This window comes from Actinoplanes sp. NPDC049599, assembly GCF_044465625.1.
GTDB lineage: Bacteria > Actinomycetota > Actinomycetes > Mycobacteriales > Micromonosporaceae > Actinoplanes.
In genome coordinates this window covers 90,797-114,423 of the sequence record NZ_JBITLX010000016.1, presented here as the reverse complement: position 1 = coordinate 114,423, position 23,627 = coordinate 90,797, and the positions used below count along the sequence as shown (strand labels likewise).

At 71.4% G+C, this 23,627-nt stretch carries 23 protein-coding genes; 6 read left to right on the top strand and 17 right to left on the bottom strand.

The features are described from left to right. The first annotated feature begins 288 nt into the window (after nucleotides 1–288). Nucleotides 289–495, top strand: a complete 207-nt coding sequence (locus ACIBQZ_RS26165; RefSeq protein ID WP_396091419.1) for a DUF397 domain-containing protein — start codon at nucleotides 289–291, stop codon at nucleotides 493–495. A gap of 22 nt (nucleotides 496–517) precedes the next feature. Here ACIBQZ_RS26165 and ACIBQZ_RS26160 read toward each other — a convergent pair whose 3' ends face one another. From ACIBQZ_RS26160 to ACIBQZ_RS26130, 7 genes are all read right to left on the bottom strand, one after another. Next, nucleotides 518–1,342, bottom strand: a complete 825-nt coding sequence (locus ACIBQZ_RS26160; RefSeq protein WP_396091418.1) for an SAM-dependent methyltransferase — start codon at nucleotides 1,340–1,342, stop codon at nucleotides 518–520. 16 nt (nucleotides 1,343–1,358) lie between these two features. Further along, on the bottom strand, nucleotides 1,359–2,156 hold the full coding sequence (locus tag ACIBQZ_RS26155; RefSeq protein WP_396091501.1) for a helix-turn-helix domain-containing protein: 798 nt from the start codon (nucleotides 2,154–2,156) through the stop codon (nucleotides 1,359–1,361). A 375-nt stretch (nucleotides 2,157–2,531) separates the two neighbouring features. Further along, nucleotides 2,532–4,058 (bottom strand): polyprenol phosphomannose-dependent alpha 1,6 mannosyltransferase MptB, encoded by a 1,527-nt coding sequence (gene mptB, locus ACIBQZ_RS26150; protein ID WP_396091417.1) that lies wholly within the window; start codon nucleotides 4,056–4,058, stop codon nucleotides 2,532–2,534. Continuing rightward, nucleotides 4,055–4,684, bottom strand: a complete 630-nt coding sequence (locus tag ACIBQZ_RS26145) for a DedA family protein (protein ID WP_396091416.1) — start codon at nucleotides 4,682–4,684, stop codon at nucleotides 4,055–4,057. The genes mptB and ACIBQZ_RS26145 overlap by 4 nt, the downstream gene beginning before the upstream one ends. A 101-nt stretch (nucleotides 4,685–4,785) precedes the next feature. Further along, entirely contained in the window at nucleotides 4,786–6,594 is a 1,809-nt protein-coding gene (locus ACIBQZ_RS26140; protein WP_396091415.1) for a LamG-like jellyroll fold domain-containing protein, read from the bottom strand. A gap of 194 nt (nucleotides 6,595–6,788) precedes the next feature. Continuing rightward, entirely contained in the window at nucleotides 6,789–7,670 is an 882-nt protein-coding gene (locus tag ACIBQZ_RS26135; protein WP_396091414.1) for an NUDIX hydrolase, read from the bottom strand. A gap of 145 nt (nucleotides 7,671–7,815) precedes the next feature. Then, entirely contained in the window at nucleotides 7,816–8,862 is a 1,047-nt protein-coding gene (locus tag ACIBQZ_RS26130; RefSeq protein WP_396091413.1) for a glycerophosphodiester phosphodiesterase family protein, read from the bottom strand. 813 nt (nucleotides 8,863–9,675) lie between these two features. Between ACIBQZ_RS26130 and ACIBQZ_RS26125 the strand changes: the two genes are divergently transcribed. From ACIBQZ_RS26125 to ACIBQZ_RS26115, 3 genes are all read left to right on the top strand, one after another. Then, entirely contained in the window at nucleotides 9,676–10,032 is a 357-nt protein-coding gene (locus ACIBQZ_RS26125; RefSeq protein ID WP_396091412.1) for an STAS domain-containing protein, read from the top strand. A 256-nt stretch (nucleotides 10,033–10,288) separates the two neighbouring features. After that, nucleotides 10,289–10,498, top strand: a complete 210-nt coding sequence (locus ACIBQZ_RS26120; RefSeq protein ID WP_396091411.1) for a hypothetical protein — start codon at nucleotides 10,289–10,291, stop codon at nucleotides 10,496–10,498. A 321-nt stretch (nucleotides 10,499–10,819) separates the two neighbouring features. Beyond that, entirely contained in the window at nucleotides 10,820–11,458 is a 639-nt protein-coding gene (locus ACIBQZ_RS26115) for a DUF4360 domain-containing protein (protein ID WP_396091410.1), read from the top strand. Between the two features lie 96 nt (nucleotides 11,459–11,554). Here ACIBQZ_RS26115 and ACIBQZ_RS26110 read toward each other — a convergent pair whose 3' ends face one another. Genes ACIBQZ_RS26110 through ACIBQZ_RS26065 form a run of 10 tightly spaced genes read right to left on the bottom strand, consistent with a single transcriptional unit; the run spans nucleotide 11,555 to nucleotide 21,626 of the window. Then, on the bottom strand, nucleotides 11,555–12,208 hold the full coding sequence (locus tag ACIBQZ_RS26110) for a hypothetical protein (RefSeq protein ID WP_396091409.1): 654 nt from the start codon (nucleotides 12,206–12,208) through the stop codon (nucleotides 11,555–11,557). Between the two features lie 2 nt (nucleotides 12,209–12,210). Next, entirely contained in the window at nucleotides 12,211–13,566 is a 1,356-nt protein-coding gene (locus ACIBQZ_RS26105; RefSeq protein ID WP_396091408.1) for an ATP-grasp domain-containing protein, read from the bottom strand. A gap of 2 nt (nucleotides 13,567–13,568) precedes the next feature. Next, nucleotides 13,569–14,582, bottom strand: coding sequence for a methyltransferase (locus ACIBQZ_RS26100; protein ID WP_396091407.1), 1,014 nt, complete (start codon nucleotides 14,580–14,582; stop codon nucleotides 13,569–13,571). Between the two features lie 11 nt (nucleotides 14,583–14,593). Beyond that, nucleotides 14,594–15,823, bottom strand: a complete 1,230-nt coding sequence (locus ACIBQZ_RS26095) for a cytochrome P450 (protein WP_396091406.1) — start codon at nucleotides 15,821–15,823, stop codon at nucleotides 14,594–14,596. 4 nt (nucleotides 15,824–15,827) lie between these two features. After that, the gene (locus tag ACIBQZ_RS26090) at nucleotides 15,828–16,427 is read right to left on the bottom strand and encodes a GAF domain-containing protein (protein WP_396091405.1); all 600 of its coding nucleotides are present in this window, start codon (nucleotides 16,425–16,427) and stop codon (nucleotides 15,828–15,830) included. Between the two features lie 7 nt (nucleotides 16,428–16,434). After that, entirely contained in the window at nucleotides 16,435–17,331 is an 897-nt protein-coding gene (locus tag ACIBQZ_RS26085; protein WP_396091404.1) for a S8 family serine peptidase, read from the bottom strand. Next, on the bottom strand, nucleotides 17,322–20,225 hold the full coding sequence (locus ACIBQZ_RS26080; RefSeq protein WP_396091403.1) for an adenylate/guanylate cyclase domain-containing protein: 2,904 nt from the start codon (nucleotides 20,223–20,225) through the stop codon (nucleotides 17,322–17,324). Before ACIBQZ_RS26080 ends, ACIBQZ_RS26085 begins: the two co-directional genes overlap by 10 nt. A 6-nt stretch (nucleotides 20,226–20,231) precedes the next feature. Beyond that, nucleotides 20,232–20,411 carry an aroma-sacti cluster domain-containing protein gene (locus ACIBQZ_RS26075; RefSeq protein ID WP_396091402.1) on the bottom strand — a complete coding sequence of 60 codons (180 nt, stop codon included), beginning with the start codon at nucleotides 20,409–20,411 and terminating at the stop codon, nucleotides 20,232–20,234. Between the two features lie 8 nt (nucleotides 20,412–20,419). Continuing rightward, nucleotides 20,420–20,665 carry a response regulator transcription factor gene (locus ACIBQZ_RS26070; protein ID WP_396091401.1) on the bottom strand — a complete coding sequence of 82 codons (246 nt, stop codon included), beginning with the start codon at nucleotides 20,663–20,665 and terminating at the stop codon, nucleotides 20,420–20,422. Beyond that, nucleotides 20,646–21,626, bottom strand: coding sequence for a hypothetical protein (locus ACIBQZ_RS26065; protein WP_396091400.1), 981 nt, complete (start codon nucleotides 21,624–21,626; stop codon nucleotides 20,646–20,648). The genes ACIBQZ_RS26070 and ACIBQZ_RS26065 overlap by 20 nt, the downstream gene beginning before the upstream one ends. Nucleotides 21,627–21,864: 238 nt before the next feature. Here ACIBQZ_RS26065 and ACIBQZ_RS26060 point away from each other — a divergent pair, with 238 nt between their 5' ends. Together ACIBQZ_RS26060 and ACIBQZ_RS26055 are read left to right on the top strand one after the other, a co-directional pair. After that, nucleotides 21,865–22,806: an ATP-binding cassette domain-containing protein gene (locus ACIBQZ_RS26060; RefSeq protein ID WP_396091399.1), complete on the top strand. Its 942-nt coding sequence runs from the start codon at nucleotides 21,865–21,867 to the stop codon at nucleotides 22,804–22,806. Next, entirely contained in the window at nucleotides 22,803–23,621 is an 819-nt protein-coding gene (locus ACIBQZ_RS26055; RefSeq protein WP_396091398.1) for an ABC transporter permease, read from the top strand. Before ACIBQZ_RS26060 ends, ACIBQZ_RS26055 begins: the two co-directional genes overlap by 4 nt. The last annotated feature ends 6 nt before the right edge of the window (nucleotides 23,622–23,627 follow it).

Sequence of the window (23,627 nt, the reverse complement as noted above, 5' to 3'; positions counted from 1 at the left end):
CAGCGGGAGCCGTCGAGTCGACGACGAAGAATCGCCTCGCGCCACAGCGAAATCATGGCAGTCACTCGATGCATGTGCAAGATTTCACGCGGACAACTGTCACGGCGACATGATGCATCCTTGCCGTTTTCGGCTACTCTAGGTGCGGCTACTTTCGTGGTGAAAGAACGACGGCGCGCGCGAGGATGCTGGTTCCGCACTTCACAAGGGATTCGGACGACACGCAGGCAGCCGGGCCGGTGTCAAGTCGATCACTTACAGCGACCAGATTCAGCGTAGGGGGCACTGATGAATGGCGAAACCAGTTGGATCATTTCCAGCAGGTCGACAGGGAACGGCGGCAGCTGCGTCGAGGCGCGCCGCCGAGACGGCCTCATCGAGGTCCGCAACAGCAAGGCGCGCGACGCCGGCACCGTGGTGTTCACGATCGAGGAATGGGATTCGTTCCTGTTCGGAGCCAAGCGCGGCGAGTTCGACCAGCTGCTGACCGACTGACCGCCCTACCTGGACGGTCGGCTCAGGGCAGGCGGCCCACCCCGACGTAGAAGCTCGAGTGCTCCGGCTTGTCCATGAACTCATCGACCATGTCGGGGTCCGGCCGCCACTGGTTGAGCCAGACGAGACCCGGCTCGACCAGCTCGAATCCGTCGAAGAAGCGGGCCACGTCGCTCTTCTTGCGGGGGGTGAGCGGCGTCGTGGTCTGCTGGCGGTACTCTCGCTGGGTCTGCTGCCACAGCCGCTGGTCGAAAACCAGCTCGTCGATCGTGGCGTGCGCGATGACGAGATGGCTGCCCGTCGCGAGCGCGGAGCGGAACGTGGCCACGATGTCACCCACCTCGTCGGTGTCCTCGACGAAGTGCAGCACCGCCACCAGCAGGACCGCGACCGGCTGATCGAAGTCGAGCAGCTTGCGCACCTGTGGGTGGTCGAGAATCGCCTGCGGTTCGCGCACGTTCGCCCTGATGGCCGTGGCGTGCTCATTGCCGTCGAGCAGGTCCAGGCTCTCCGAGACCGCGTCGGGATCGATGTCCACATAGACCACCCGGGCGTCCGGGACCGCGGCCTGCGCGATCTCGTGCACGTTGCCCTCGGTGGGGATACCGGAGCCGATGTCGAGGAACTGCCGCACGCCGACCGAGGTCAGGTAGCGGACGGCACGGGTGAGGAACGCCCGGTTGTCCCGGGCGATCGTGCGTAGCCGCGGCGTGCGCTCCAGGACGGCGTTCGCCACCTCGCGGTCTGCCGGGAAGTTGTGGATCCCACCCAGGTAGTAGTCGTACATCCGGGCCGCCGTGGCCGGCTTGCGGTGTGCGTCCTGCGCGCCGTCGCCCACGCTGCTCACGTCCTTCTCCAGATCGTCACCGGAAATCCCCTACCGGTACGGAATGCTTGCTGATGAGGTCGAAGATCCGCCGGTATTCATCAACCTCGGCCGGCTCCTCCAGGTAGAGCGCACCGACGTGGGATTCCAGGTAGACCACGTCGGGATCGTCCGGGTCGTCGAACTCCAGAATCCGGAAGGCGCCGGCCATCGCCGCGTGCGCCCCGACCGAGAACGGCAGCACCCGGATATCGATCACGTCGTCTCGCGACAGTCGCCGCAGGTGCTCGATCTGTCCCTTGAGCACCTGCTCGCCGCCGACCGGCCGAGTCAGTGCTCCCTCGCCGAGCACCGTCACGAGGTGGATCGGCGGGTTGCGGGCGAACAGCATCCGCTGCCGCTGCATGCGGAGCTTGATGTGACGCTCGGCGGCCTCCGTATCGACCGGCTGCTCGGCGGCGAAGATGGCCCTCGCGTACTGCGGGGTCTGCAGCTCGCCGGGGATGACCTCGCCGTCGTAGCCGAACATGCGGGACGCGGACGCCTCCAGCCCGACGTACAACTTGAACCACTCGGGGATCACCGGGCTGGCGTCCCACCACTCCTGCTGCGACGTGCCGAGCGCGAGCTCGGCGAGCGCATCGGTGATGCTCTGGTCCGCACCGTAGAGCCAGCAGAGCGCGCGCACATTGGCCCCGGTGACCGGCACCTTGCCCGTCTCGATGCGGTGCAGCGTCGGCTCCGAGATACCCAGGCGCGCCTCCGCCACCTGACGGCGGCTCATTCCGGATGCGGTCCGTAGCCGCGTCAGTCGCCGTCCCAATGTCCGTCGCACGACGCGCTGGCCTGTGACCGGCACTCCCTACCTCCGCCTCGCCAACCCCGTGTGGACGGTACCGCCGATCACCGTACCTGCAACGCCGCGTTGTCGACAGGCGACCCGGCGTTGCCAACCGACAGGCAAACGCGACGCGCCCATCATCGAGAGTCGCCACCCCGCCGACGGGATCCGCGCCAACACCTCGATTGCCATCGGCAAGGTGCTGAACGCTGTCCGGGTTTGCCCGGCGTGCGTTGATCTTTCGGACATGCCCGGGTCCGACCCGGTGGTCTCCCGCGCCGACCCACGGCGGCGCGAGGATCTGTGCACCCGAGATCGAGGACCGATGGCGGCTGTCCCGCACCTACCGTGCCTGCCGGCAAGTGGCGTTCAGACAAGCAGGTTCGGCTTCTGCGGACCGGGTTCGACGGCGGGCGGACCCGCCGTCCCGGCACCCGCGCCGACCGGCTCGCTCCGCCGTGCGGGGTTGCGGAACGCCGGAATCCGGCGAGTTCCCCGAGGGACGCGGCGGAGGCGGTGCACCACGAGGACAACCAGCAGGATGGTCATCAGCGGCGCGCCGGGGAACTTGGCGAACCGGGCCAGGCCCCCGCCGTCCGGCAGGACCAGGAGCGCGGCCGCAGCGCCGGCGGCCATGACCAGGTCGGTACGGGTGGTGGTCGCGCCGAGCAGCACCAGCGGGAACACCAGATACCAGGGATGAAAGGACGGTGCGAGGGCGATCAGGGCGGCGCTGGCGAGCGCCGCACCATGGAGCGCGCCGCGGACCGGGTCGCCGGCGTCCGAAGCGCTACGCAGCCACAGCCCGGCCAGGACGGCGGCCAGCAGGAACAGAGCGAGCAAACGGACAGCCGGGACGGCGTCGAATCCGGGAAGCAGAGGCTGCCCGGCATACGTCAGGGTCATGCCGATCGCCGTGGGCGGTGAGGTGAACTGGATCAGGTCCTGGGTGTGCGCGAGGCCGGAGATCCACCCGATGCCGAGGCCGCTGGCCCAGGTGAGCGCCAGCATGGTGACGCCGGTCGCCCCTGCCACCCGGCCGGCCGCCGGCCACGCGGCAGCCCGCTGATCCGGCCGGCGCACCGCGATGAGAATCGCGAACGGCACCACCACCACGGCGGTTATCTTGATCGCGACGGCGAGTCCCAGGATCGCGCCGGCGGCCGCCTGCGTCGCCGGGTGGCGGGCGCCGGCCACCAGCACGGCGAGGCCGGCCACGACCAAACCGATCATGAGCGCGTCGTTGTGCGGACCGCCGACCAGGTGCATCCCGACGAGCGGTCCGGCCAGCGCCACCCACAGGGCGCGCTGCACCGGTACGCCGCAGCGGCGCGCCAGGACAGGAACGCAGGCCGCGATGGTGAGCAGACCGGCGACGGCGAGCAGGCGCAGGATCAGGAGCACGGTGGTGAGCGACCCGCCGAGCAGGACCGCCGCCGCGGCGATCAGGACGAACAGCGGCCCGTACGGTGCGGGCGTGTCGCGCCAGATCGGCGAAACGGCGTCCAGCCACGGGCACGGCAGCGACGCGACCCCGGCCTCGTACGGGTTCAGGCCGTTGGCGAACAGATGCCCCTGGCACGCGTACGAGTAGACGTCGCGGCTGCCCATCGGCGGAACGGCGACAAACGGTGCCGCCCAGAGCGTGATCGTCGTCATGGCCCACCGTGGCGAGGGCACCCGGTCCCTGACCGCCCACCACAGGTAGGCCAGAGTGGCGGCGGCGGCCAACCAGCCGCCCAGGATGAGCGGGCCGTGCGGACCCCGCCAGACACTCGCCGGCGTGGCGGCGAGGTCTCCGTGCGGGAGCGCGCCACCGAGCCAGCCCGCGAGCGCCAGCACACCTGCCGCGAGCAGGCCGCCATAGCGGATCGTCCTCAGGCCGGGCACGGTCATGACCTCGGGGACGGCACGATTCGCGCCTGACGCTGGACGGGGCTTGGACGGTCGAGGCGGTATACCGCCACCACGAGCCCGCTGAGAGCCAGGGCGCCGACGCAACCCAGCGCCAGGCCCAGCAACGGCCGGTCCGCGAAGACCGCTCCGCCCAGGTAGCCGAGCAGGGCGGCCTGCACGGCCCAGATCAGCACGCCGAGCCCGGTGTAGCAGTGGAACCGCGTCAGGGGGTAGCCGACCACGCCGGCGGAGAAGGCCGTTGTGGAGCGGCCGCCCGGCACGTACCTCGCGGACACGATGATGAGCCCGCCGCGGCCGTGCAGCATGCGGTGGACCCAGTCGTGAACGAGCTGCGCGCGGCGACCGCGGGCGGTGCGCGCGGCGACCGCGCGGTTGCTCCGTCGCCCGATCCGGTACGACAACAGGTCCCCGGCGTAGGCGCCGAGGGCCGCGGCGGCGATGAGCAGGCCGAGGTTCGGCCGCCCGGTCGCCGCCGCGACCACCCCGGCCGCGACCACCGTCGACTCGCTGGGCATGAACGGCAGGATGGCGTCGAGGCCCGCGACGATGAGGACCAGCACCAGCACCCACGGGCCGGCGGTCAGGACATCGATGACATGCGGCATGCGTTCACGGTGGCGGCCGAACAGGGCCACCGGATGTACGGACGGTGAGTCCACGAGATCGGACAGGTGGCGGTCTGTGCGCGGGGGCGGCACCCGGGCCGTCAGGTCAGGAACTGGTCGGCTCGCAGCGGGCGGCCGGTGATCCGCACGTCGCCGATCCAGCCGTAGAAGCCCTGGCCGTATCGCAGGTCGAAGGAGGTCGCACCGATCACGAACGGGCGACCGAGCGTGGCGATGCCCCGGGCCGGCTGCGTGGGGTTGCGCGCGATCACCGAGCCGTTCACCCAGACGGTGCTGCGCCGGCCGTCGTTGACGATCGCGACGTGCTGCCAGGTGCCGACCGGGAGTGTGTGGCTCCAGGACGTCGGGTTGTGGTCGCCGATGTGGCTGTAGAGCACGTACTGCAGGAAGCGCTCCGGGGAGAGGTTCAGGCTGCACGTCGGCTCGAGCGGTGACCAGCCGCTCTGCTTGCCGGCGTCGCCGCTGCGGCCCTCCCAGCTGAAGACGCCCATCCACGCGTGGTTGCCGGTGAACGGATCGGGCAGCTTGATGAACGTCTCGATGGTGTACCCGTCGAGGAACTTCATGCTGTTCAGCGCGGCGCCGGGTCCGGTGTGCAGGATCGCGCCGCGGTCCGGGCCCTGGCCGCCGTCGAACCGGAGGCTGGCGTGCGCCGGAGCGCCGACATGGTGGTCGGTGGACAGCCGCAGTGTCTCCGGACCGCTGTTCGCGAGTCGCCGTACCGTCAGGTCGTTGCCGTTCCCGGTCTGATCGGTGATCACGGCGCCGTCGATCACCGACTGCCCGGCCGTGTCGAACCGCCAGTAGGCGACTGTCCGCCGGTCGATGACCCGGGCGGCCGGCCGCGGGGCGGGCAGCGCCGGCGGCGCGAAGCCGGCGAACCGCTGCGCGAAGTCGACCTCCAGGCTGAACCGGTCCGCGTCGCCGGTCAGCTCGATGTTCTCGGACTCGAGCGGGGTGCGCTTGCGCGGGTCACGGGCCAGGAACCAGGGTGCGAAGGTCTCGACGTCGATCCGCCCGCGAGCCAGATCGAAGCGGTAGAGCCGGATCATGGCGGCGCCGCCGTAGTAGCGGTCCTGGTAGTTGGTGATGTGCACGTGGACGTCATGGCCGGCCGCGTTGCGCAGCACGGCACGTCCCGGCGGCCAGTAGTGGCCGTTCAGGGTGAGGAAGATCTGGTCGTTGTCCTTGATCAGGGTGTCCCACAGCCGCCGGCCGTTGTCGGACAGGACGGCTTCGCCGCTCTCGCCGGCGTAGGCGAGGTCGTGGGTGGTGACGATCGCCGGCGACGTGGGATGCCGGCGGAGGACGTCCTGCGCCCACCCGATGCCACCGTCGGAGATGCGCCAGTCGAGCGCGAGGATCAGCCACTGCCGGCCCGCGGCGCGGATCAGGTGGGCCCGGTTGTAGCCGTCCGGGCTGGCTCCCGCGAACGTCGGGTCGCCGGCGAACCGGCTCGGGCCGAACGTGTCCAGATAGGCCGAGGCGCCACGTTGGTCGTCGGTGGACGATCGGATGTCATGGTTGCCGGCCAGCACGCTGTACGGAAGCTTGCCGTCGATCGTGCTGAAGGTCCTGCCCGCGAGGGCGATTTCCTGCTCCGTGCCGTGTTCGGTCACGTCGCCGAGATGCGTCAGGAAGGCGATGTTGTCCTCGGCCCGCTGCTCCAGCAGATAGTGCAGCGTCGCCCGCAGCGGCGCCGGGTCGGCGCTGTCGGCATCGAACAGATACTGCGTGTCCGGAAGTACCGCCACGGCGAATCGCGGATCGGTGGAGTCGAAGCGTCTCGGTGCCGCCTGGGCGGCGAGGGCGTTGGCGGTGGGTGCCGCGGTGATCATCGTTACCGCGGGGGCGGCCACGGCCGCTCGTAGCAGATTCCGTCGTTCCACGGACGTCAATATGCCGGCGGCACGACAACGCCCGGCGGCCACCAGGCAACGGGCAACGGGCAGCGAAACGCCGTTTCCGTACCGCGGCGACGGGACGTCACGCGCGGTCCAACAAACGTTCACTGTGGTCGATTACCGTTCTCCCTTCGCAACACGGGGGACTGTTGACGGACGCCTCTTTTCTCGCGCTCGCGTCAGCGGTTCGGCCCGAGCAGGCTGGGGTAGTAGTCCGCGCGGATCAGGTGGGCGCGGGAGAAGAACAGTGCCCAGAGGCTGCCCTTCTTGGCGCGGACGTGAGGCAGCGCGACTGCGTCGTCACGAGCGAGCGCGGTGATCACCTCACGGATGATCGACCCGGGGGCGGCAACCACCGTGGTGCCGCCCTCGGCGGCGAGGTGCCGGAAACTGTGGACGTTGCCCGCCCGCCGGTGACAGCCGTACGCCTCGGGAAGGGCCCGCCCGTCCCCGATGGGCAGGCGCAACCGGGTGGCCAACGGCGCGAGAGTGTCGCGGCGCGGGTTGTCGGGTACGCACACGAGCCGGTTGGGGCCGAAGCCGGGCAGCAGGCGGCGCAGCGCCCGGGCCTGCCGGCGCCCTGGGCCGTCGAGCGTGGGCGCACCGCTTCCGCGGTGGGCCGCGGCGCTGGCATGGCGGACCAGCAGCACCACAGCGTCGACCATGACGGCCTTGGACAGCGCATCGAGAATTGCGACGTCGCGCTGATGGGTCAGCACGGCACGTGCCTCGAGCACCGGCAACCAGAGCGCCTCGTCGACCTCGGCTGTGGGGGTGAAGCCGCCGTCCCGCCCGGACATGGCCCAGAACCGCACCACCTTCGCCCCTGCGGGTGACCGGTACCGCTGGGTGGGCAGCCGTGGCCCGAGCACCGGATGGATGCCGGTCTCCTCCCGCACTTCCCGACAGGCGGTGGCCAGGGGATGCTCGCCCCGGATCGCCTTGCCCTTGGGCAGCGACCAGTCGTCGTACCTGGGCCGGTGCACCACGGCCACCTCGGTCGTGCCGCCGCTGTTGCGCCAGACCGCCCCACCGGCGGCCTGGACGATCGATGCGCCCACCGGATCACCTCAGGCTGAACCCACGGAACCAGCGGCCGGACCTGACCACCGTCCACCGCCGACGGTGCGATGCTCAGGCGACCGGCATGTGACCGACCCGTTAACGCGCGCCGCTTGTTTAACGAACGTTAAGGGTGGCCGCGGGTCAGCGCGGCTGGTACGACCGGGGGAGCCGCATGCCGCGCTCGGCCATGATCGTGCGTACCCGGTCCGGGTAGTTGGTGATGATGCCGTCCACGCCCATGTCCATCAGGGCCTCGACGGTGGCCGGATCGTCGCAGGTCCACGGGATCACCTTCAGGTCGCGTGCGTGCGCCCTGGCCACCATCGCCTTGTCGGGATAGAACCGGAACCCCGGATCGGCGACGGTGCCGTTCTGGGGGAAGCCGTAGTTCGGTGACACCGCGGTGACGCCCGGGATCGCGTCGGCCGCCCGGACCAGGTCACCGTCGTAGTCGTCGGCGTCGATGCCACCGAGCCACGGCGATGCGCCGGGCTGCCCCACCTGCAGGAAGTCGTAATTGGTCAGCGCCACCAGCGGCCACCGCGGTGCCAGCCGGTGCATCTGCCGCAGGGCACCCCAGTCGAACGACTGGATCGTCACCTGACGCTCCAGGCCGGACGCCCTGACCTCCTCGAAGACCCGGCGCACGAACACCTCGCGGGGCGCGGTCTGCTCCGGGGCGCCGGCCTCGACCTTCGTCTCGATGTTGAGCGTGACCTGGTGCGCACGGTACCGCTTGACCAGGGCGAACACGTCGCGTAGCTCGACGAGGCGGAAGCCCTTGATCTGCTCCTGCTCGGGGAAACCGGGTAGCTGCTGGTATCCGCAGTCCATCGTCCTGATCTGGGCCAGGCTGAGGTCCTTGATGTACTTGCCGACGTACGGGAACTGCGGGTCACCCGGCGTGGCGGGTGCGGTGTCGCGGCATTTCTGGGCGTTGACCTTCCGGTCGTGGGTGACCACGACCTTGCGGTCCCGGCTGATCTGGGTGTCCAGTTCCAGGGTGCTGACCCCGAGTCGCATCGCCTTGCCGAATCCTTCGAGGGACTCCTCGGTCGTCAGGCCGATCCCGCCGCGGTGCGCCTGCAGATCGAAGTGGTTCCGGTGGCCGGGCGTTGCGGACGCGGGCGCGGCGACGATCAGGGCCGGTGCGAGGGCCAGGCCCGCCAGGAGATGGCGCAGAGACATCAAAACCTCGGTTCGTCAGGCTGGGCTGATCCGGCCACGTTAGGCAGGCTTTGAGCGCCTGGCCGTGGACGTGGCGTGTGAGGGTCGTGAACGCTCCGCAAACGACCTGCGTGGCGACCGGAGCGACGCGAGGTGACAGTGTGCCGGAGCGTTTCCAGGAACTGCTCAGAGGTGTCGATCCATTCACGTTCTGGACATCGGGGCTTGGCGTCCCGCACGCCCGTCGACGGCACCCTGAGGGTTCCTGCCCGTTCATCGGAGTGCCATACATGATCACCCTTCTGGTCGTGCTTCTCGCCGTCTCCCTCGGGGTTCTCCTGGCCGCATTCGACGACCCGGATGCGAACGACGAGCCCCCCGCCGCGGTGTCCTCGGCATAGTCATGGCCGTGGGTCGACGGGACCTGCCCCGCGCGGCGGTGGCCGCCCCCGCCGTACCTCCGGCGGGGCGATTCCGAATGCCGACGTTCGTCGGCGCCTCGCCCGACGGCGACCGTGGCCCGGCGCGACGCACGCCGCTGGCGGCCGCTGCGCCGCATCCGATCCTGGGACGATCGATGACACCCGAGCGGTGGAATCCCGGGGCCCTGGCCGCGTCGCTGTAGCCGATGTCGTGCAACCAGGCCGTCGCGACGACCACGTCGGCGTTGACGTCCAGCAGCCTGGCCAACGTGCACACCGGCTGTCTTCCGCGAGACCGGGGGCTGACTTGCCGCCGGCTTGTCGTGACCTGGCCGTGACGTGGTGAACTCTTCACCGAGCACTCGACCTGCGGATGTTCGAGGCTCTACTCTTACCGCCCAGGAAACAGCAGGTGACGAAAGGCAGCATCATGGCCGAACCGGCGGTCGATATGGTCACCACTCCCGACGGCAGCCTCGTCATCCGGCCCCACGGCCTGCTCGACGCCGATCAAGCCGTCGAGCTGCGCCTCGCCCTGGTCCACGCGGTGCGGCATCTGCGCCCGCTGCGCCTCATCCTGGACATGCAAGACGTGCACGACGTCGACGCGATCAACGTGGGCACGCTCGCCGCCGCCTGTCACCTCGGCGACGACCACCAGGTCGCCGTCTTCCTCGACAATTCCTCAGCGGCCGTCGCCGGCCGGCTCACCGCCGCGGGCGTCGCCCATCACCGGCTCCGGCACGTTGGCGCGTCCCGGGCCGCGTGATCTGTCGATAGTGCGGGGCAGCCTGTCCCGGACGTCCACCCGGTTGCCGCAACCACCGGCCGCCCACCCGCCCCGACGTCCGAACAGGACAAAAAGCGAACACCCCCGGCCATACCGCACAGGCTTGGAACCCAAGCCGGCTCCGGACCCGTGGTACGGGCCCCCGGCGGGAGAGCAGGGCTACGCCCATAGGTATAGCCGGGGTCCATCACGCGGCAGATGTGTGCCGCTGCCCGCGTCGGCGATGCTCATGACCATGACGAACAACCAATCTCGGCGCCGGTGGTGGACGGGCGCGGCGGTGCTGGTCGGCGGAGCAGGCCTGGCCGGAGGAAAGCTGATCCAGTCCGGCGCGGTGGCTGCCGACTTGCTCAGCCACTGGTACGGCCAGGTCCTGCTGACCGTCGTCGGCGTCGCGGTCGCGGCAGCCACCCTGTTCTTCCTGGACTGCGCCTACCGTCGCTGAGTGCTGTTCTCGTGGTTGATCGGGGTCTTGTGTCCGAGCCGGGAGTGGCGGCGGACGGTGTGTAGCGGTGCAGCCGGCGGAAGCCGGCCAGGCGCCGCGGAGCCCGACAAACTCGTCCTTATGGGCGAAACAGCGGCCGAAGGTCCAACTCCATGATCAACCAATCGGCTTAAACATGGGCACTCTTCACCCTTACGATATCGCCTTCATCGCCAAGTACACAGCGGACTTAAGGCGCAGATCGTACGTTGTCGGCACGGCTTCGTTTTGTCCTGGTACAGCCGTAAGCCCACGACGACGACTCACCTGTGAAGGATCCTCATGCTGAAAGCACTTGCCACCGGCGCCACGCTTGTCGCCGCGCTCACCGGCATCGCCGCACCCGCGCATGCGACGCCTGCACCGCCGGCCGGCGACAGGATGTCCATCGACGTGGTCTCGGCGAACGGCTCCGGCTGTCCGTGGGGCACCGCAGCGGTAACGGTGTCGCCGGACAGCAAGGCGTTCACTGTGGCCTACAGCGAGTTCACCGCCCAGGTCGGTGCCGGCGCCAGGCCCACCGACTTCCGCAAGAACTGCCAGCTCGGCCTGAACGTCCATGTTCCGCAGGGCTACACCTATGCCATCGCCAGCACCGACCACCGCGGCTTCGCCCACCTGGAACGCGGTGCGTTCGCCTCCCAGACCGCTTCCTACTACTTCCAGGGCGAGCCGCGGACCAGCCGCATCCGGCACAACTTCCGCGGACCGGTGGAAGGCAACTGGCAGCGCACCGACACCATCGGCATCAGCTCGTTGTCGTTCCTGCCCTGCGGCGAGCAGCGCTACCTCAACGTCAACACCGAACTGCGGGTGAGCGCCGGCTGGTCCAACAAGAGGAGGACGACCAGTTTCCTGACCATGGACTCCACCGACGGCAATCTCGACACCGTTTACCACGTCGCCTGGAAGAAGTGCTGACACTTCGGTCCAGCGGGCGTCGGTGGCCGGGCAGGTAGCAGCAAAGCCCGGCCACCGACCACCCACACGGTGCCTTTCGCGCCTCGCGCGGGGTGATCACCCAGTCAGGGAGGGCACGCCCAGGCACAGACCGATCACCTCGTCCTCGGCCCCGGGGCGTTCGGTGGCCTGCACGGCCAGCGCGGTCAGTGCGGGCACCCGGCCCGGCTCCTGGCGATAGGCCGCCCGGATCGCCCCGGTGCCGAAGGTGATCCGGGCCAGCACGGTCCGGTGCGCCGCGACCAGCAGCCGGCGGTCACCGGCCGTGACCTCCGGATCGAACACGTCCACCCGGCGCACCACGCCCTGGACGCTGAGCGACTCGACGGCGTACGCCGGCCCCGCAGGCGGGTCCACCGGGCTCCACTCGGGCAGGTATCGCCGGCGAAGGTGCGGGTGGTGGCAGGCGGCGGCCGCCCGCAGCCCGGGGGAGGGCAGCCCGAGCAGGTCGGCGACCACGGCCGCGGCGTCGGTGTAGTGCGGGTCCGGCGCCCAGACCCCGGCGATGGTGTGCCGGCCGGACCAGGTGGCCGCCTGGTCGGCGATCTCGGTGATCCGGATCGCCTCGAGCGGGGCGCTCGGCACCCCGCCGGGCCAGTTCCCGGTACGGGTGTCGACGACCAGCGGGGTCAGGCCTCGACCGGTGACGGCATCCAGATAGCGCCGGTTCGTGGTGGCGTCCACACCGCCCAGCAACAGCACCGATCGCATGCTCAGCCTCCCTCGGTGGTCACGGTCGCGACCTGCCGGAGCGTCGCGGGCTGATCCGGCACCACCTCGATCCGGATGGTCTCGTGGCACCGGCGTTCGAGGCGGTCCAGCCCGGCGGCGTCCGGGGCGTCGAGAATGACCATTGTGGACCGGTCCGCGGACTCGCGGACCGGTTGCAGCCGGGTCCCGGGGACCCGACCGGCCAGCACGTAGTGCACGGTCGGTGGTGCGCCGGCGGGCAGCGGGGTGACGGCCGGCCAGGCGGGACGGTTGTCCAACCCGGATACCGGTACGCCGAGCCCGTCGGCGTGCACCGCCCGCAGGATGCCGGGGGCGTGCGGCAGGTAGACCTGACGGGCGTGCCGGTACGGACCGGGGTGCCGCGCCGGTTCGCCGAGCAGGATCGCCAGCAGCGTCTCCACCAGGGGCACCCCGGTCGCCAGGTGGTACAGGGTGTCGATGGCGTCCCCGGCCGGCCGCGCGGCGACCTCCATGAGGGTGATCGTGCCGCGGGGGGAGACCCGGAACTCGGCGTGGGCCGCGCCGTCGGCGAAGTCCAGCCGGTCCAGCACGGCGGCGTTGGCGGCGAGCACGGCGGCGCGCACCGCCGGGGTCAGCCGCGGGTCCGGGGTGGTGTGCCCGGTCTCCACGCAGTGCACGCCGTCGTCCTCGTTGGTGCGTTTGCCGGTGATCTCGGCGAAGACCACGGTGTGCCCGGCGACCAGGGACTCCACGGACAGCTCCGGGCCGGGCACGTACTGCTCGACGACCGCGGGTTCGATCGGGGCGTATTCGTCCAGTGCGGCGCGCAGGTCCTCGGTGCTGTGCACCTGCCGTACCCCCGAGCTCGCGGTGCGGCCGATCGGCTTGACGACGGCCGGGAAGGTGGTCCAGTCGGTGAGGGCGGCGGCGCGGGCCTCCGCCGGCACCAGCCGCGAAGGCGGGCTCCAGGCCGCCAGGTAGCGGCGTTGCAGCAGTTTGTTGCGGCAGACCCGGGAGGCGCGCAGCCCGGGCCCGCGCAGGCCCAGCAGGTCCGTCATGGTCGCGGCCACGTCGACGTACGGCTCGCCCAGCACCAGCACCGCGCGGATGTCGTGGTCGCGGGACCAGGCAGCGACCCGGTCGCCGATGTCCTGGCCGCGGTGGTCCGGGATCCAGGCGACCTCGGCGATCCCGGCCAGGCAGTGGTCCGGGTCGCGGCGGCGGACCGCGTCGATGCTCGCGTTGCGCGGGTTCAGGTTGTCGATGCCGAGCACGGTCAGGCCGCGGCGGCGGGCGGCGGGCACCAGGGTGGGGTAGCGGTAGCCGAGCATCACGCCGAACACGAGCACGGCTGGTGGGCGGCCGCGGGCGGGCACGGTCAGCTCACCGGGACGGCGGTCAGGATCCGGACCGCCGAGCCCGCCAGGGGCGCGGTCACCGACTCCAGCGTGAAACCGGCTGCCGCCAGCAGCTGCCGGTATTCGGTGCGGCTGCGCTCGCGTCCGGTGGTGTAGGCCAGCATGGCGATGTCGCTGAGCACGACGCCGATCGCCTCCGGGGCGTCCAGCCGGTCCGGCATGACCGGTTCGATGACCAGCAGCCGGCCGTCCGCGGCGACCGCCGCCCGGCAGTGCCGCAGCAGGGTGTGGCATCGCGTGTCGTCCCAGTCGTGCAGGATTCCCTTGACCAGCAGCGTGTCGCCGGCCGGGACGCCGGTGAAGAAGTCACCGTGCGCGATCGACCAGCGGCCGGTCAGGCCTGCGCGCCGGAAGGTGTCCGGGGCGTCCGCGGCGCCCGCGACGCTGTCGAACAGGATCCCCCGGGCGTGCGGCGTGGCCGTCAGGACGGCGGCCAGCAACGTGCCGTTGCCCCCGCCGACGTCGACGACGGTGCGCGCGCGGGTGAAGTCGTACGCCCGGGCGACCTCCGCGGCGACCGTGGCCGTGCCCTCGCGCATGGCGTTGTTGAACACGCCGGACAGCTCCGGATCCTCGGCCAGGTGGTCGAACAACGGCCGGTCGTGCGCCTGGCCGAACGCCGAACCGCCGGTGCGCACCCCGTCGGCGAGGGCGCCCCACGCCTGCCAGATCGCCGGGTGACCGTAGAGCAGCACGCTGGAGCGCATGGACCGCGGGTGGTCGGCGCGCAAGGGCTGGGCCACCTCGGTGAGCTCCACCTGATCGGCGTCGCCCTCGGCGGCCAGCCCCAGCACCACCAGGGCGCGGATCAGCCGGCTGAGCCCACCGGGGTCGCAGTCGAGGGCGTCGGCGAGCTTGGCGACCGGGACCGGCCCGGCCGCGAGCGCGTCCGGCACCCCGAGGCGGACCGCGGCGTACAGGATCTGGGAGGTCGCGTAGCCGTAGGCCATCCGGGACAGGTTCGCGTTCGTCAAGGTGGTTCCTCTCAGCGTCCGTACGGCAGCACGGGCAGCCGCCGCACCCCGTGCAGGAAGAGCGTCGGCGTCCAGGACAGGTCTGCCGGGTCGGTGGCCAGGCGCAGCCGAGGGAACCGGTGCAGCAGGGTGCCGATCGCGGCGCGGGCCTGCAGCCGGGCCAGGGCCGCACCGATGCAGAAGTGGATGCCGTGGCCGAAGCCGAGGTGCCGGTTCGGCGTGCGGGCGATGTCGAACACCTTCGGTGCGGGGAACGCCGCGGGGTCGCGGTTCGCGGCCAGCAGGACGGGGATCACCAGATCGCCCTGCGGGATACGGGTCCCGCCGATCTCCACGTCCGCCAGCGCGTAGCCGTGCCGGGCGTGGCCGACCGGACCGTTGAACCGCATGACCTCCTCGACCGCCGAGTCGATCAGCTCCGGCCGGGCGCGCAGCCGGGCCAGCTGGTCGGGGTGGCGCAGCAGTTCCAGCACGCCGTTGCCGATCAGGTTGACCGTCGTCTCGTCCCCGGCCAGCAGCAGCTGGAACACCGACGAGACCAGCTCGGTGCGGCTCAGCTCGCCGGCGCCCTGGGCCTGGATGAGTCGCGACAGCAGGTCGTCGCCGGGGTCGCGGCGCCGCGCGTCGATCGCCCGGTTGACGTAGCCGACGAACTCGCAACCGGCCCGGTGCACCCGGGCCATGTCCCCGCTGCGGCAGATCTCGTCGCTCCACCGGCGCAGGGTGGCCAGGTCGTCGAGCGGGAAACCGACCAGATCGGCGACGACCCGGACCGGTAGGGGCAGGGCGAGCGCCTCGATGACGTCGACCTCCCCGTCGGCGGCGGCGATGTCGTCCACCATGGCCAGCACCGCCTGCCGCAGCCGCCGGTCGATCGCGGCGACCGTACGGGGGCCGAAGGAGGGCGCCAGCAACCGCCGCAGCCGGGTGTGGTCAGGGGGATCAAGGTGGAAGACGTTGCGGCGGACCACGGCCAGCGGGTCGGCGTCGCCGCGGCGGTGCCGCGCGGCCAGGCCGGCGGGCAACCGCTCCGGCTGCCGGCCGATGTCCGGGTGGTGCAGAGCCTGCTGCACGTCGGCGTACCGGGTGAGGTACCAGGTGGACAGCCCGGTGACCCGGTTGACCCGGCGGTGCACCGGGTCCCGTTCCCGCATCCGGCGCAGCAGCGGATGCGGGTCGCTGCGGTGCTCGGGCGCGTCCAGGTCGAACACCGGCGATCCGGTGGAGGTCGGCGCGGTCACCGGGTCAGCCGACCAGCGAGTTCGGCTGGGCGGAACGTTCCAGCAGGTCCAGCGAGACGCCGAGCAGAGCCACCGCGAGCGGGTCGTCCCGGTCGGCCTCGGCGTGCGCGGACAACCGGGCCAGCAGACTGCCCAGCCGCGGCGCCGAGCCGTGGCCGTCCTGGCTGCGGCGCAGCAGGGCCAGGCTGAGCGCGGCCTGGGTGGCCAGCAGCCCGAGCAGCTCCATGTCGTCGAAGTCGCGCTCGTGCTCACCGGTGTGCCGGTCCAGCACCTCGAGCACCCCGATGCACTCGCCCTCGGCGATCAGCGGGGCGGCCATGATGCTGGCCGGCAGGTAGCCCGTCGAGGAGGCCGCGTCGCGGGCGAAGCGGTCGGTCTCCGCGACGCTGTCGGCGATCAGGGTCTGCCCGCTGGCGGCCACCCAGCCGGCGATGCCGGTGCCCGGCGCGAACCGCATGCCGATCAGGCTCTGCTGGCCGGCCCCGGCCACCGCGGCGAAAACGAGCTCACCGGTGTCCGGGCTGACCATGAAGACCGAGGAGGCTGCCGCGCCGTAGACGTGCCGGGCCACCGTCACGATGGACTGCAACAGGCGGCGTTCCATGGCGCCGTCAAGTGTTTCGTGTGGCGAGGACTCCACCGTCGACTCCTTTGCTCGTTATGTTGTCAGCGCAGTGGTAGAGGACGCTCTTGAGCTGGAACGGGGTCAGCCACGGGTGTTTGCTGAGGATCCGCGCGGCGATCCCGGCGATGTGCGGTGCCGCGAAACTGTTGCCCGTGCTGCAGCTCGTGCCGCCGCCGGGGCTGGCCACCGGCACCCGCAGCCCGCGTGCGCAGAACTCGACCGGCGGCGCGGCGTTGTAGTAGTACCGCAGCGACTCCTGCTGGTCGTGGCTGGCGACCGAGATGACCGAGGCGAAGTTCCACGGAAAGCTCTCGATCGGCAGGTTGTGCGCGGCCACCACGAGCATGCAGCGCCGGAAGTAGGCGCGGTCGCACAGCTCGGCCAGCCGGTTGCGGTATTCCGGACGGGCGGTGGACAGGCTCATGTTGATGATGTCGAAACCCTCGTCGATCGCGGCGGACAGCCCGGCGATCAGCGCGGCGCCGCTGCCGGAACGGCCGTCACCCAGCACCTTGATCGAGCTCAGCGAGACCGCCGGGGCGAGACCGCGGATGATGCCGGCGCAGGCGGTGCCGTGCCCGGCGGAATCGCGCGGCTCGCACGCCTCGACCCGCGGGGTACGCCCGTCGTCACCGGTGACCACCTGCCACGCCTGGTCCACCGGCGCGACCATCGGGTGGAACCCGTCGACACCGCTGTCCAGCACGCACACCCGGATGCCGCGGCCGTCGGCGCCGCCCCACGCCCAGTCCGGGTCGATGCCGTGGAAGACGTTCGCCGGCACCGGCTGGTCGCGGTAGTGCTCGGCGGGCATGCTCCAGGCGGGCAGCCCGGTGGCGTGCCGGGGGCGGTCCTGCCGCCAGGGGTGGCCGCTCATCGCCATGCCGTCACCGTGGCCAGGGGGCGGGTCGCGCCGACGGTGGCGAAGCTGTCGATCGCGGCGCCGGCCATCGCGTCCGCCTCGGCGTGGTGACCCAGGTGCCGGTGGGCCTGGGCGAGGTCGAAGTAGACCTCGCCGCGCAGGCAGGCGTCGTCGGTCCGGTCGAGCAGCGTCAGCATGTCGCCCATCAGGGTCTCCGCGCGGTTGTCCCGGGCGGCCAGGCGGACCGCGGCCGAGAGGCACAGGATCTCGCCGCGGACGTCCATGTCGTCCCGGCGGTCGAGCAGGGTGATGATCTCCGCGGCGGTGCCGTGCGGCGGTTGCTGCCGGGCGCGGGCGCGGGCCGCCTGGACCTGGCTGGTCAGCGCGGCGGTGGCGTGCCCGCCCCGCACGAGACGGTCGGCCGCCCACCGGTGGTGGCGTTCCGCGCCGACGTGATCGCCCCGCAGCGAGCACGCCATCCCGGCGGCCTGGTCGATCAGGATCCGGCCCATGCTCAGGCGCAGCTGGTCGGCGGCCGCACCCGCCTCGGCCAGCGCGGCCAGCGCGCCGGCGTGGTCGCCGGTCAGCGCCAGGCAGCGGGCCTGCACGGCCAGGACCGGCACCAGCAGGAACCGGTCGGCGGCGAAGCGGACGAGCAGTTCCTGGCAGCCGGCCAGGGTGTCGCGGACCGGGGTGGGCGACCATTGGCGGATCTCGCAGACGGCGGCCAGCAGCCGGTCCTCCTCGTAGACGTCGCCGATCGCGCGGGCGTGCCCGAGGGCGGTGACCGCGGCCTGCTCGGCGGCGCCGAAGCTGCCGCTGTTGAGCAGCAGCAGCATGCGCAGCTGCTCGAAGCGGCACCAGGCGAGCCGATCGGTCTCGTCGGCCCGCAACGCGGCGAGCAGGGCCGCGACGGTGGCCTCCGGGATCCGGCCGGCGCGGACCGCCAGCAGGTGCTGCTGCACCTGGCAGGGCAGGTGATCGGCGCAGGCGGCGACGGCACGCATTGCCCGGGGCAGCTCACCGGAGAGCATCAGCGCGTCGCTGAGCCGGATCGTGGCGAGCACCCGCCACCGCGGGGAACCGCCGGGCAGGTTCACCGCCCGGCCGAGCACGCCGACCGCCGTCGGGATGTCCCGCTGGCGCAGCGCGGCGGTGCCCTCCGCCAGCAGGGCCGTCGCGGCCCGCTCGACCAGGGCGCCCAGCTCCGGGTCCCGCGGGCGCAGGGCGTTGAGCAGCCGGGTGGCGGCCTCGAAGTGGAACGCCGGGCTGACGTCGTGCTCGGCCAGGCGCCGGTGCCAGGCGAGCCGTCGTTCCTTCTCCAGCCGGCCGTACGCCACCTCGTGCACCGGCTGCTGGACGAAGCGGTAGCCGTGGCCGTCCTCGGCCGGGGAGATCAGCCACCGCCGCAGCAGGGCGTCGAACGCGGCGGCGGGCACCGGCTCACCGATGCAGGCCAGTTCCTCGACGGTGAAGCTGAGCCCGACGACGGACGCGGCGACCAGCAGCTGGCGGGCGGCCGCGGGCAGCCGGTCGATCATCGCGCCGACCATGGCGGTGATCGTCGGCGGGATCTGCTCGACCGGCCCGCCCGGCACCGCCTCCAGGACCAGCTTGATGAACAGGGGGTTGCCCGCGCCGTAGACCGCGGCCCGGTCGGCCAGGTCCAGGGTGTGCGCCAGCACCTCGGCGTCGTCGGTGGCGCCGGCCAGCGAGGCGGCCAGGACCGCGCTGTCGGCCGGAGCCAGGGCGCCGACCTCGATGAGGTCGCGCTCGCCCAGCCCGCACAGCCACGGCAGGTCCATGACGGTGAGCTCGGGACGGGCCACGCAGACGGTGAGCAGTGGCAGGTCCGGCAGGCCGTCGATGAGCTCGCCGATCAGCCGCAACAGCGTCTCCCCGGCCCATTCCAGGCTGTCCCAGACCACCACCAGCGGCCGGTCGCAGGCCGCGGCGAGCACCTCCCGGGCGGCCCAGTACACCTCGTCGACCGCCGGCCCCGGTGCCGCGCCGGGCCGCCGGGACAGGGCGGCGTCGCGCAGCCCGGCCAGCACCGTGGCGATCCGGCTGTCCGCCAGGACCAGCTGCTGGCTGCGGGGAGCCTGCCGGGTGACCGCCTCGAGGATCTGGTTCAGGGCCACCCAGGCGCCGTGCGGGCCGTACGAGGGGCAGGTGCCGACCACCGCGACCACCGCGTCGAGCTCACCCAGCGCCTCGTGGACCAGCCGCGTCTTGCCGATCCCGGGCGGCCCGAGCACCGCCACCGTCCGGGCCCGGCGCCGGTCGGCGACCCAGCGATAGCTGTCCAGGATGCGGGCCCGTTCGACGGTGCGGTCGACCATCTGCCCGTCGGCCGGCCGGTGGTCGTCGTCGGCGCCGGTCACCCGCCAGGCCGGGACCGGGTCGGTCTTGCCCTTGAGGGTCAGCGGGGTCACCGGCATGAGGGCGATCCGGGTACGGGCCAGCCGTGCCACGGTGTCGTTCACCAGGATCTCACCGGACACCGCGGCGGACTGCAGCCGGGCGGCCAGGTTCACCACGTCACCGACCACCCGCAACCCGGCCCGCGGGGACCGGGCCACCAGCGCCTCCCCGGCCGCGATGCCGCAGTGGATCTCGAACGGCGGGACGGTGGCGCCGGGGTCGCGCAGCTCGCCCACGTCGGTGCGGATCTCGAAGGCGGCGCCCAGGGCCCGCAGCGCGTCGTCCTCCTGGGCGGTGTCGGCGCCGAACACCGCCATGATGGCGTCACCGATGAACTTCTCCACCACGCCGCCGTGGTCCTCGACGGCGCTGGAGCAGATCTCGTAGTACCGCTCCATCAGCATCTGCAACGGCTCCGGGTCGACCCGTTCGGCGAGCCGCGTCCACCCGACGAGGTCGAGGAACAGGACCACCACCAACCTGCGGCTCACCGGGGGTCACAGCATCTTCACGTCGTGGGCCACGACCTCGCCGGCGGCCTGCTGGAGCCGGGACTGCACCGAGACCAGGACGGTGAGCTCGGTTTCGGTGAGCGCGGCCAGCACCTCACGCTGCGAGGTGCTGAGCTGGTCGACGGGGAAACCGGCCGCGCGCAGCTCGGTCAGGGGATCGCGCATCGTGCACCTCACGGGTGGGAGACGGACGGCGGCCAGATGCCGATCGGCAGCAGCCGGTGGACGTAGCAGTAGGCGACCAGTTCGGCGCGGTTGCGGCAGTTGAACCGGTCCAGCAGGATGCTGATCTCCTCGCCGACGGTGTGCCGGCTCAGGCGCAGCTCGCGGGCCGCACGGTCGGTGGTGTGGCCCCGGGCCAGCATGGTCAGCAGCTGCATCTCGCGGGCCGACACGGACTTACCCAGTGCTGTGGTCATCTGCGTGAGCTCCTGACGACGTGCCTTGAATGAACAACTCACGCACCATCACCGCGGCCATGAACGACACACCGTGCCACCGCGCCCGGTGCTCGAACCAGAGCCAGTCACCGTCGGGATTGACCTCCAGGAACACCACTTCCCGGGTGTGCGAGACGAGCAGGTCGAACGCGCCGAACCGCAGGCTCCAGGCGGCACACAGGACGCCTACCGCGGTGCGCGCCTCGGCCGGGCAGTCCACCCGGGTCACGGTGACGCGATCGGGTTCGGTCCACGGGCTGGCGGGCCCCGGCTTGTCGATCTCAAAAGCGCAGATCCCGCCGTTGAGGTAGTAGACGCGCAGCTCCCGGACGTGGGCGACGTACTCCTGCAGCACCATCGGGCGGCCCTGGTCCGGGCCCGCGGCGTCGCCGGCGAGCCGCGGCCGGGCCCCGGGCCAGCGGCGCCGGTCCGGTTCGTACAGCCGGAAGTCCTGGGTCTTGACGACGGCGCGGACCGCCGTCACCCGTCCGGCGTCCCGCTCCGGTGCGGTGCTGAGCACGGTGCGCGGCACCCGCACGCCGAGGCGTTCGGCATCGGTGAGCTGGCCCGGGCCGGCCGGGGCGCTGCCGGGCAGGGCGGCGTCCGCGGTGGCGGCCAGGTGGGTGAACAGTCCCGACCAGGACACCGCGTCCAGCACCCGCAATCCGGGGACCTGGACGGCGAGCGCGGCCGCGGAGGTGTGCCGGGCCCAGACCACGACCGGGCGCACCCGCCGGCCGTGCACGTGCAGGACGCCGGTGGCGAGGTCGAGGGAGAGCGGCACCCGGGCCAGGTCCCGGTGGTTCAGCAGCACCGCGGGGGTGCCCAGCGCCCGGGTGAGCAGATCGTGCACGGTGTCCAGCTCGCGGCCCCCGGCGCCATTGACGAGAACAACGGCGGATTGCGCGCCGATGCTATTCGCCGAACCGGTGATGGCCATGACCGAATGCTAGTGACGCCAACGGTGCCCCAACGGCAGATCAGCGGCAGTTCAGCGGCAGCTTCGGGCGACGCGACCGCCGCGCTTCCGCCCGGCGCGTAGGGTCCGATCCGGGTCCGAAGTGCACATTCGCATCGTTCACCGGTGGCCTGTCATTTCTTTCCGCCGCCCGTTCACCGGGTGGGTGAATGCCGGGGAAAGAAGCCGGAAAATGGCATGAGGAATGGAGGGAGGAATCGTGTCGAGTGATGTGGTGACAGCCGTGGAGCTGACCAAACGCTACCGGGGCAAGGACACCCCGGCGGTGGACGGCATCTCGTTCGATATCGCCCAGGGCGAGACGGTCGGGCTGCTCGGGCCCAACGGGGCCGGCAAGACCACCCTGATGAAGATGATCTGTGGAGTGACCCCTCCCACCACCGGCCGGATCCGGGTCTTCGGGGCGGACCCGGTGCACGAGCCGGTGGCGGCCAAGAACGGCATCGGCGCGATGCACCAGTCCGGGCCGTACGACGAGATGCTGTCGGCTCTGGACAACCTGCAGATCGCGGCGAGGTTCCGGGGTGTCTCCTGGCGCGCGGTCCGGCCGTGGGCGATGGAGGTGGCCGAATACCTGGGCCTGGCCGAGGCCCTGCCGCAGCTGGTCTTCCAGCTCTCCGGCGGCCAGCGGCAGCGCCTGCAGATGGTCCGTGCGCTGCTGACCATCCCGCGCCTGCTCATCCTCGACGAGCCGTCCGCCGGGCTGGACGTGGCGGGCCGGCACGAGGTCGAGAAGTTCGTGCGCTGGCTGCGCGACGAGCGCGGTGTCACCGTGCTGTGGACCAGCCACCACATCGACGAGATCGAGCGCAACTGCCAGCGGGTGCTGGTGATCAACCGCGGCAAGGTGCTGCGCTTCGCCCACCCGCGTGAGCTCGTCCGCGAGTACGGCGGCGCGCACCTGCTGGTCTCCGTGGAGGACGCGGTCGCCGGCAAGGTCGTCCTGGAGTGGGCCGAGTCGGCCGGCTACACCGCTGCCGTGGACAACCTCGAGGTCCGCATCGAGGACGCGCAGGTGCGGGAGGTGCTGCCCGAGCTGGCCCGGTACTGCCAGGACTCGGCGGTGGCGATCACCGGCGTGGGCACCGTCACCGACTCGCTGGAACAGGTGTTCCTGCGGATGACCGAGAACAGGGGATGAGGGTCGTGACCGACCTGGCGTTCAAGACCACTCCGCCGGTGGGATCGACGAAAGCGGCCGACCTGTCCGCGGTGTTCTACCGTGAGTACGCCCTGCTCGCCCGCAACCGGGTCAACCTGATCCTCGGGCTGGCGCCGATGCTGGTCTACCTGCTGCTGGTGAACACCTCACTGAGCAACGTGGTCGGTGACATCACTTACCGCGGCACCGTGCTGCCGTACGCGGTGTTCCTGCTGCCGATGGTGCTCGCGATGTCGGTGATCAGCGCGTCCGGCACCACCGGCATGGCGCTGTTCCAGGAGGAGATGAGCGGCGTGTCGACCCAGCTGTGGTCGTGGCCGCTGCGCCGCTCGCGGTTCCTGCTCGGCAAGGTGCTGGCCGGGGTATCGCTGGTGCTGGCGCAGAGCATCCTGGCGCTGATCGTGGCCGCCATCGTCTTCGACTACCCGTTCGACCCGGCGCGCTGGGGCTGGCTGCTGCTGGCGCTGATCCTGGCGTCGGTGGCGTTCAACGGGATCTACATGGCCGCGGCCATCAGCATCAGCGACTACCGCACGTTCATGGTGCTGACCACGCTGTCGATGACGGTGCTGGTGTTCGCCGCGCCGTCGCTGTCGCCGACCCAGCAACTGCCGGTCGTGCTGCAGTGGATCTCAGTGGTCAACCCAGTGACCTACGCGGTCAACGGCATGCGCGACGCCGCGCTGTTCGGCATCGGCACCGCCTGGCCCAGCCTGGTGGTCCTGTTCGTGGTCGCGGTGGTCGCCAACGGTCTGGCCGGGCACGCGCTGCTGCGCCGCACCCGCAACCTCTGAGACCGG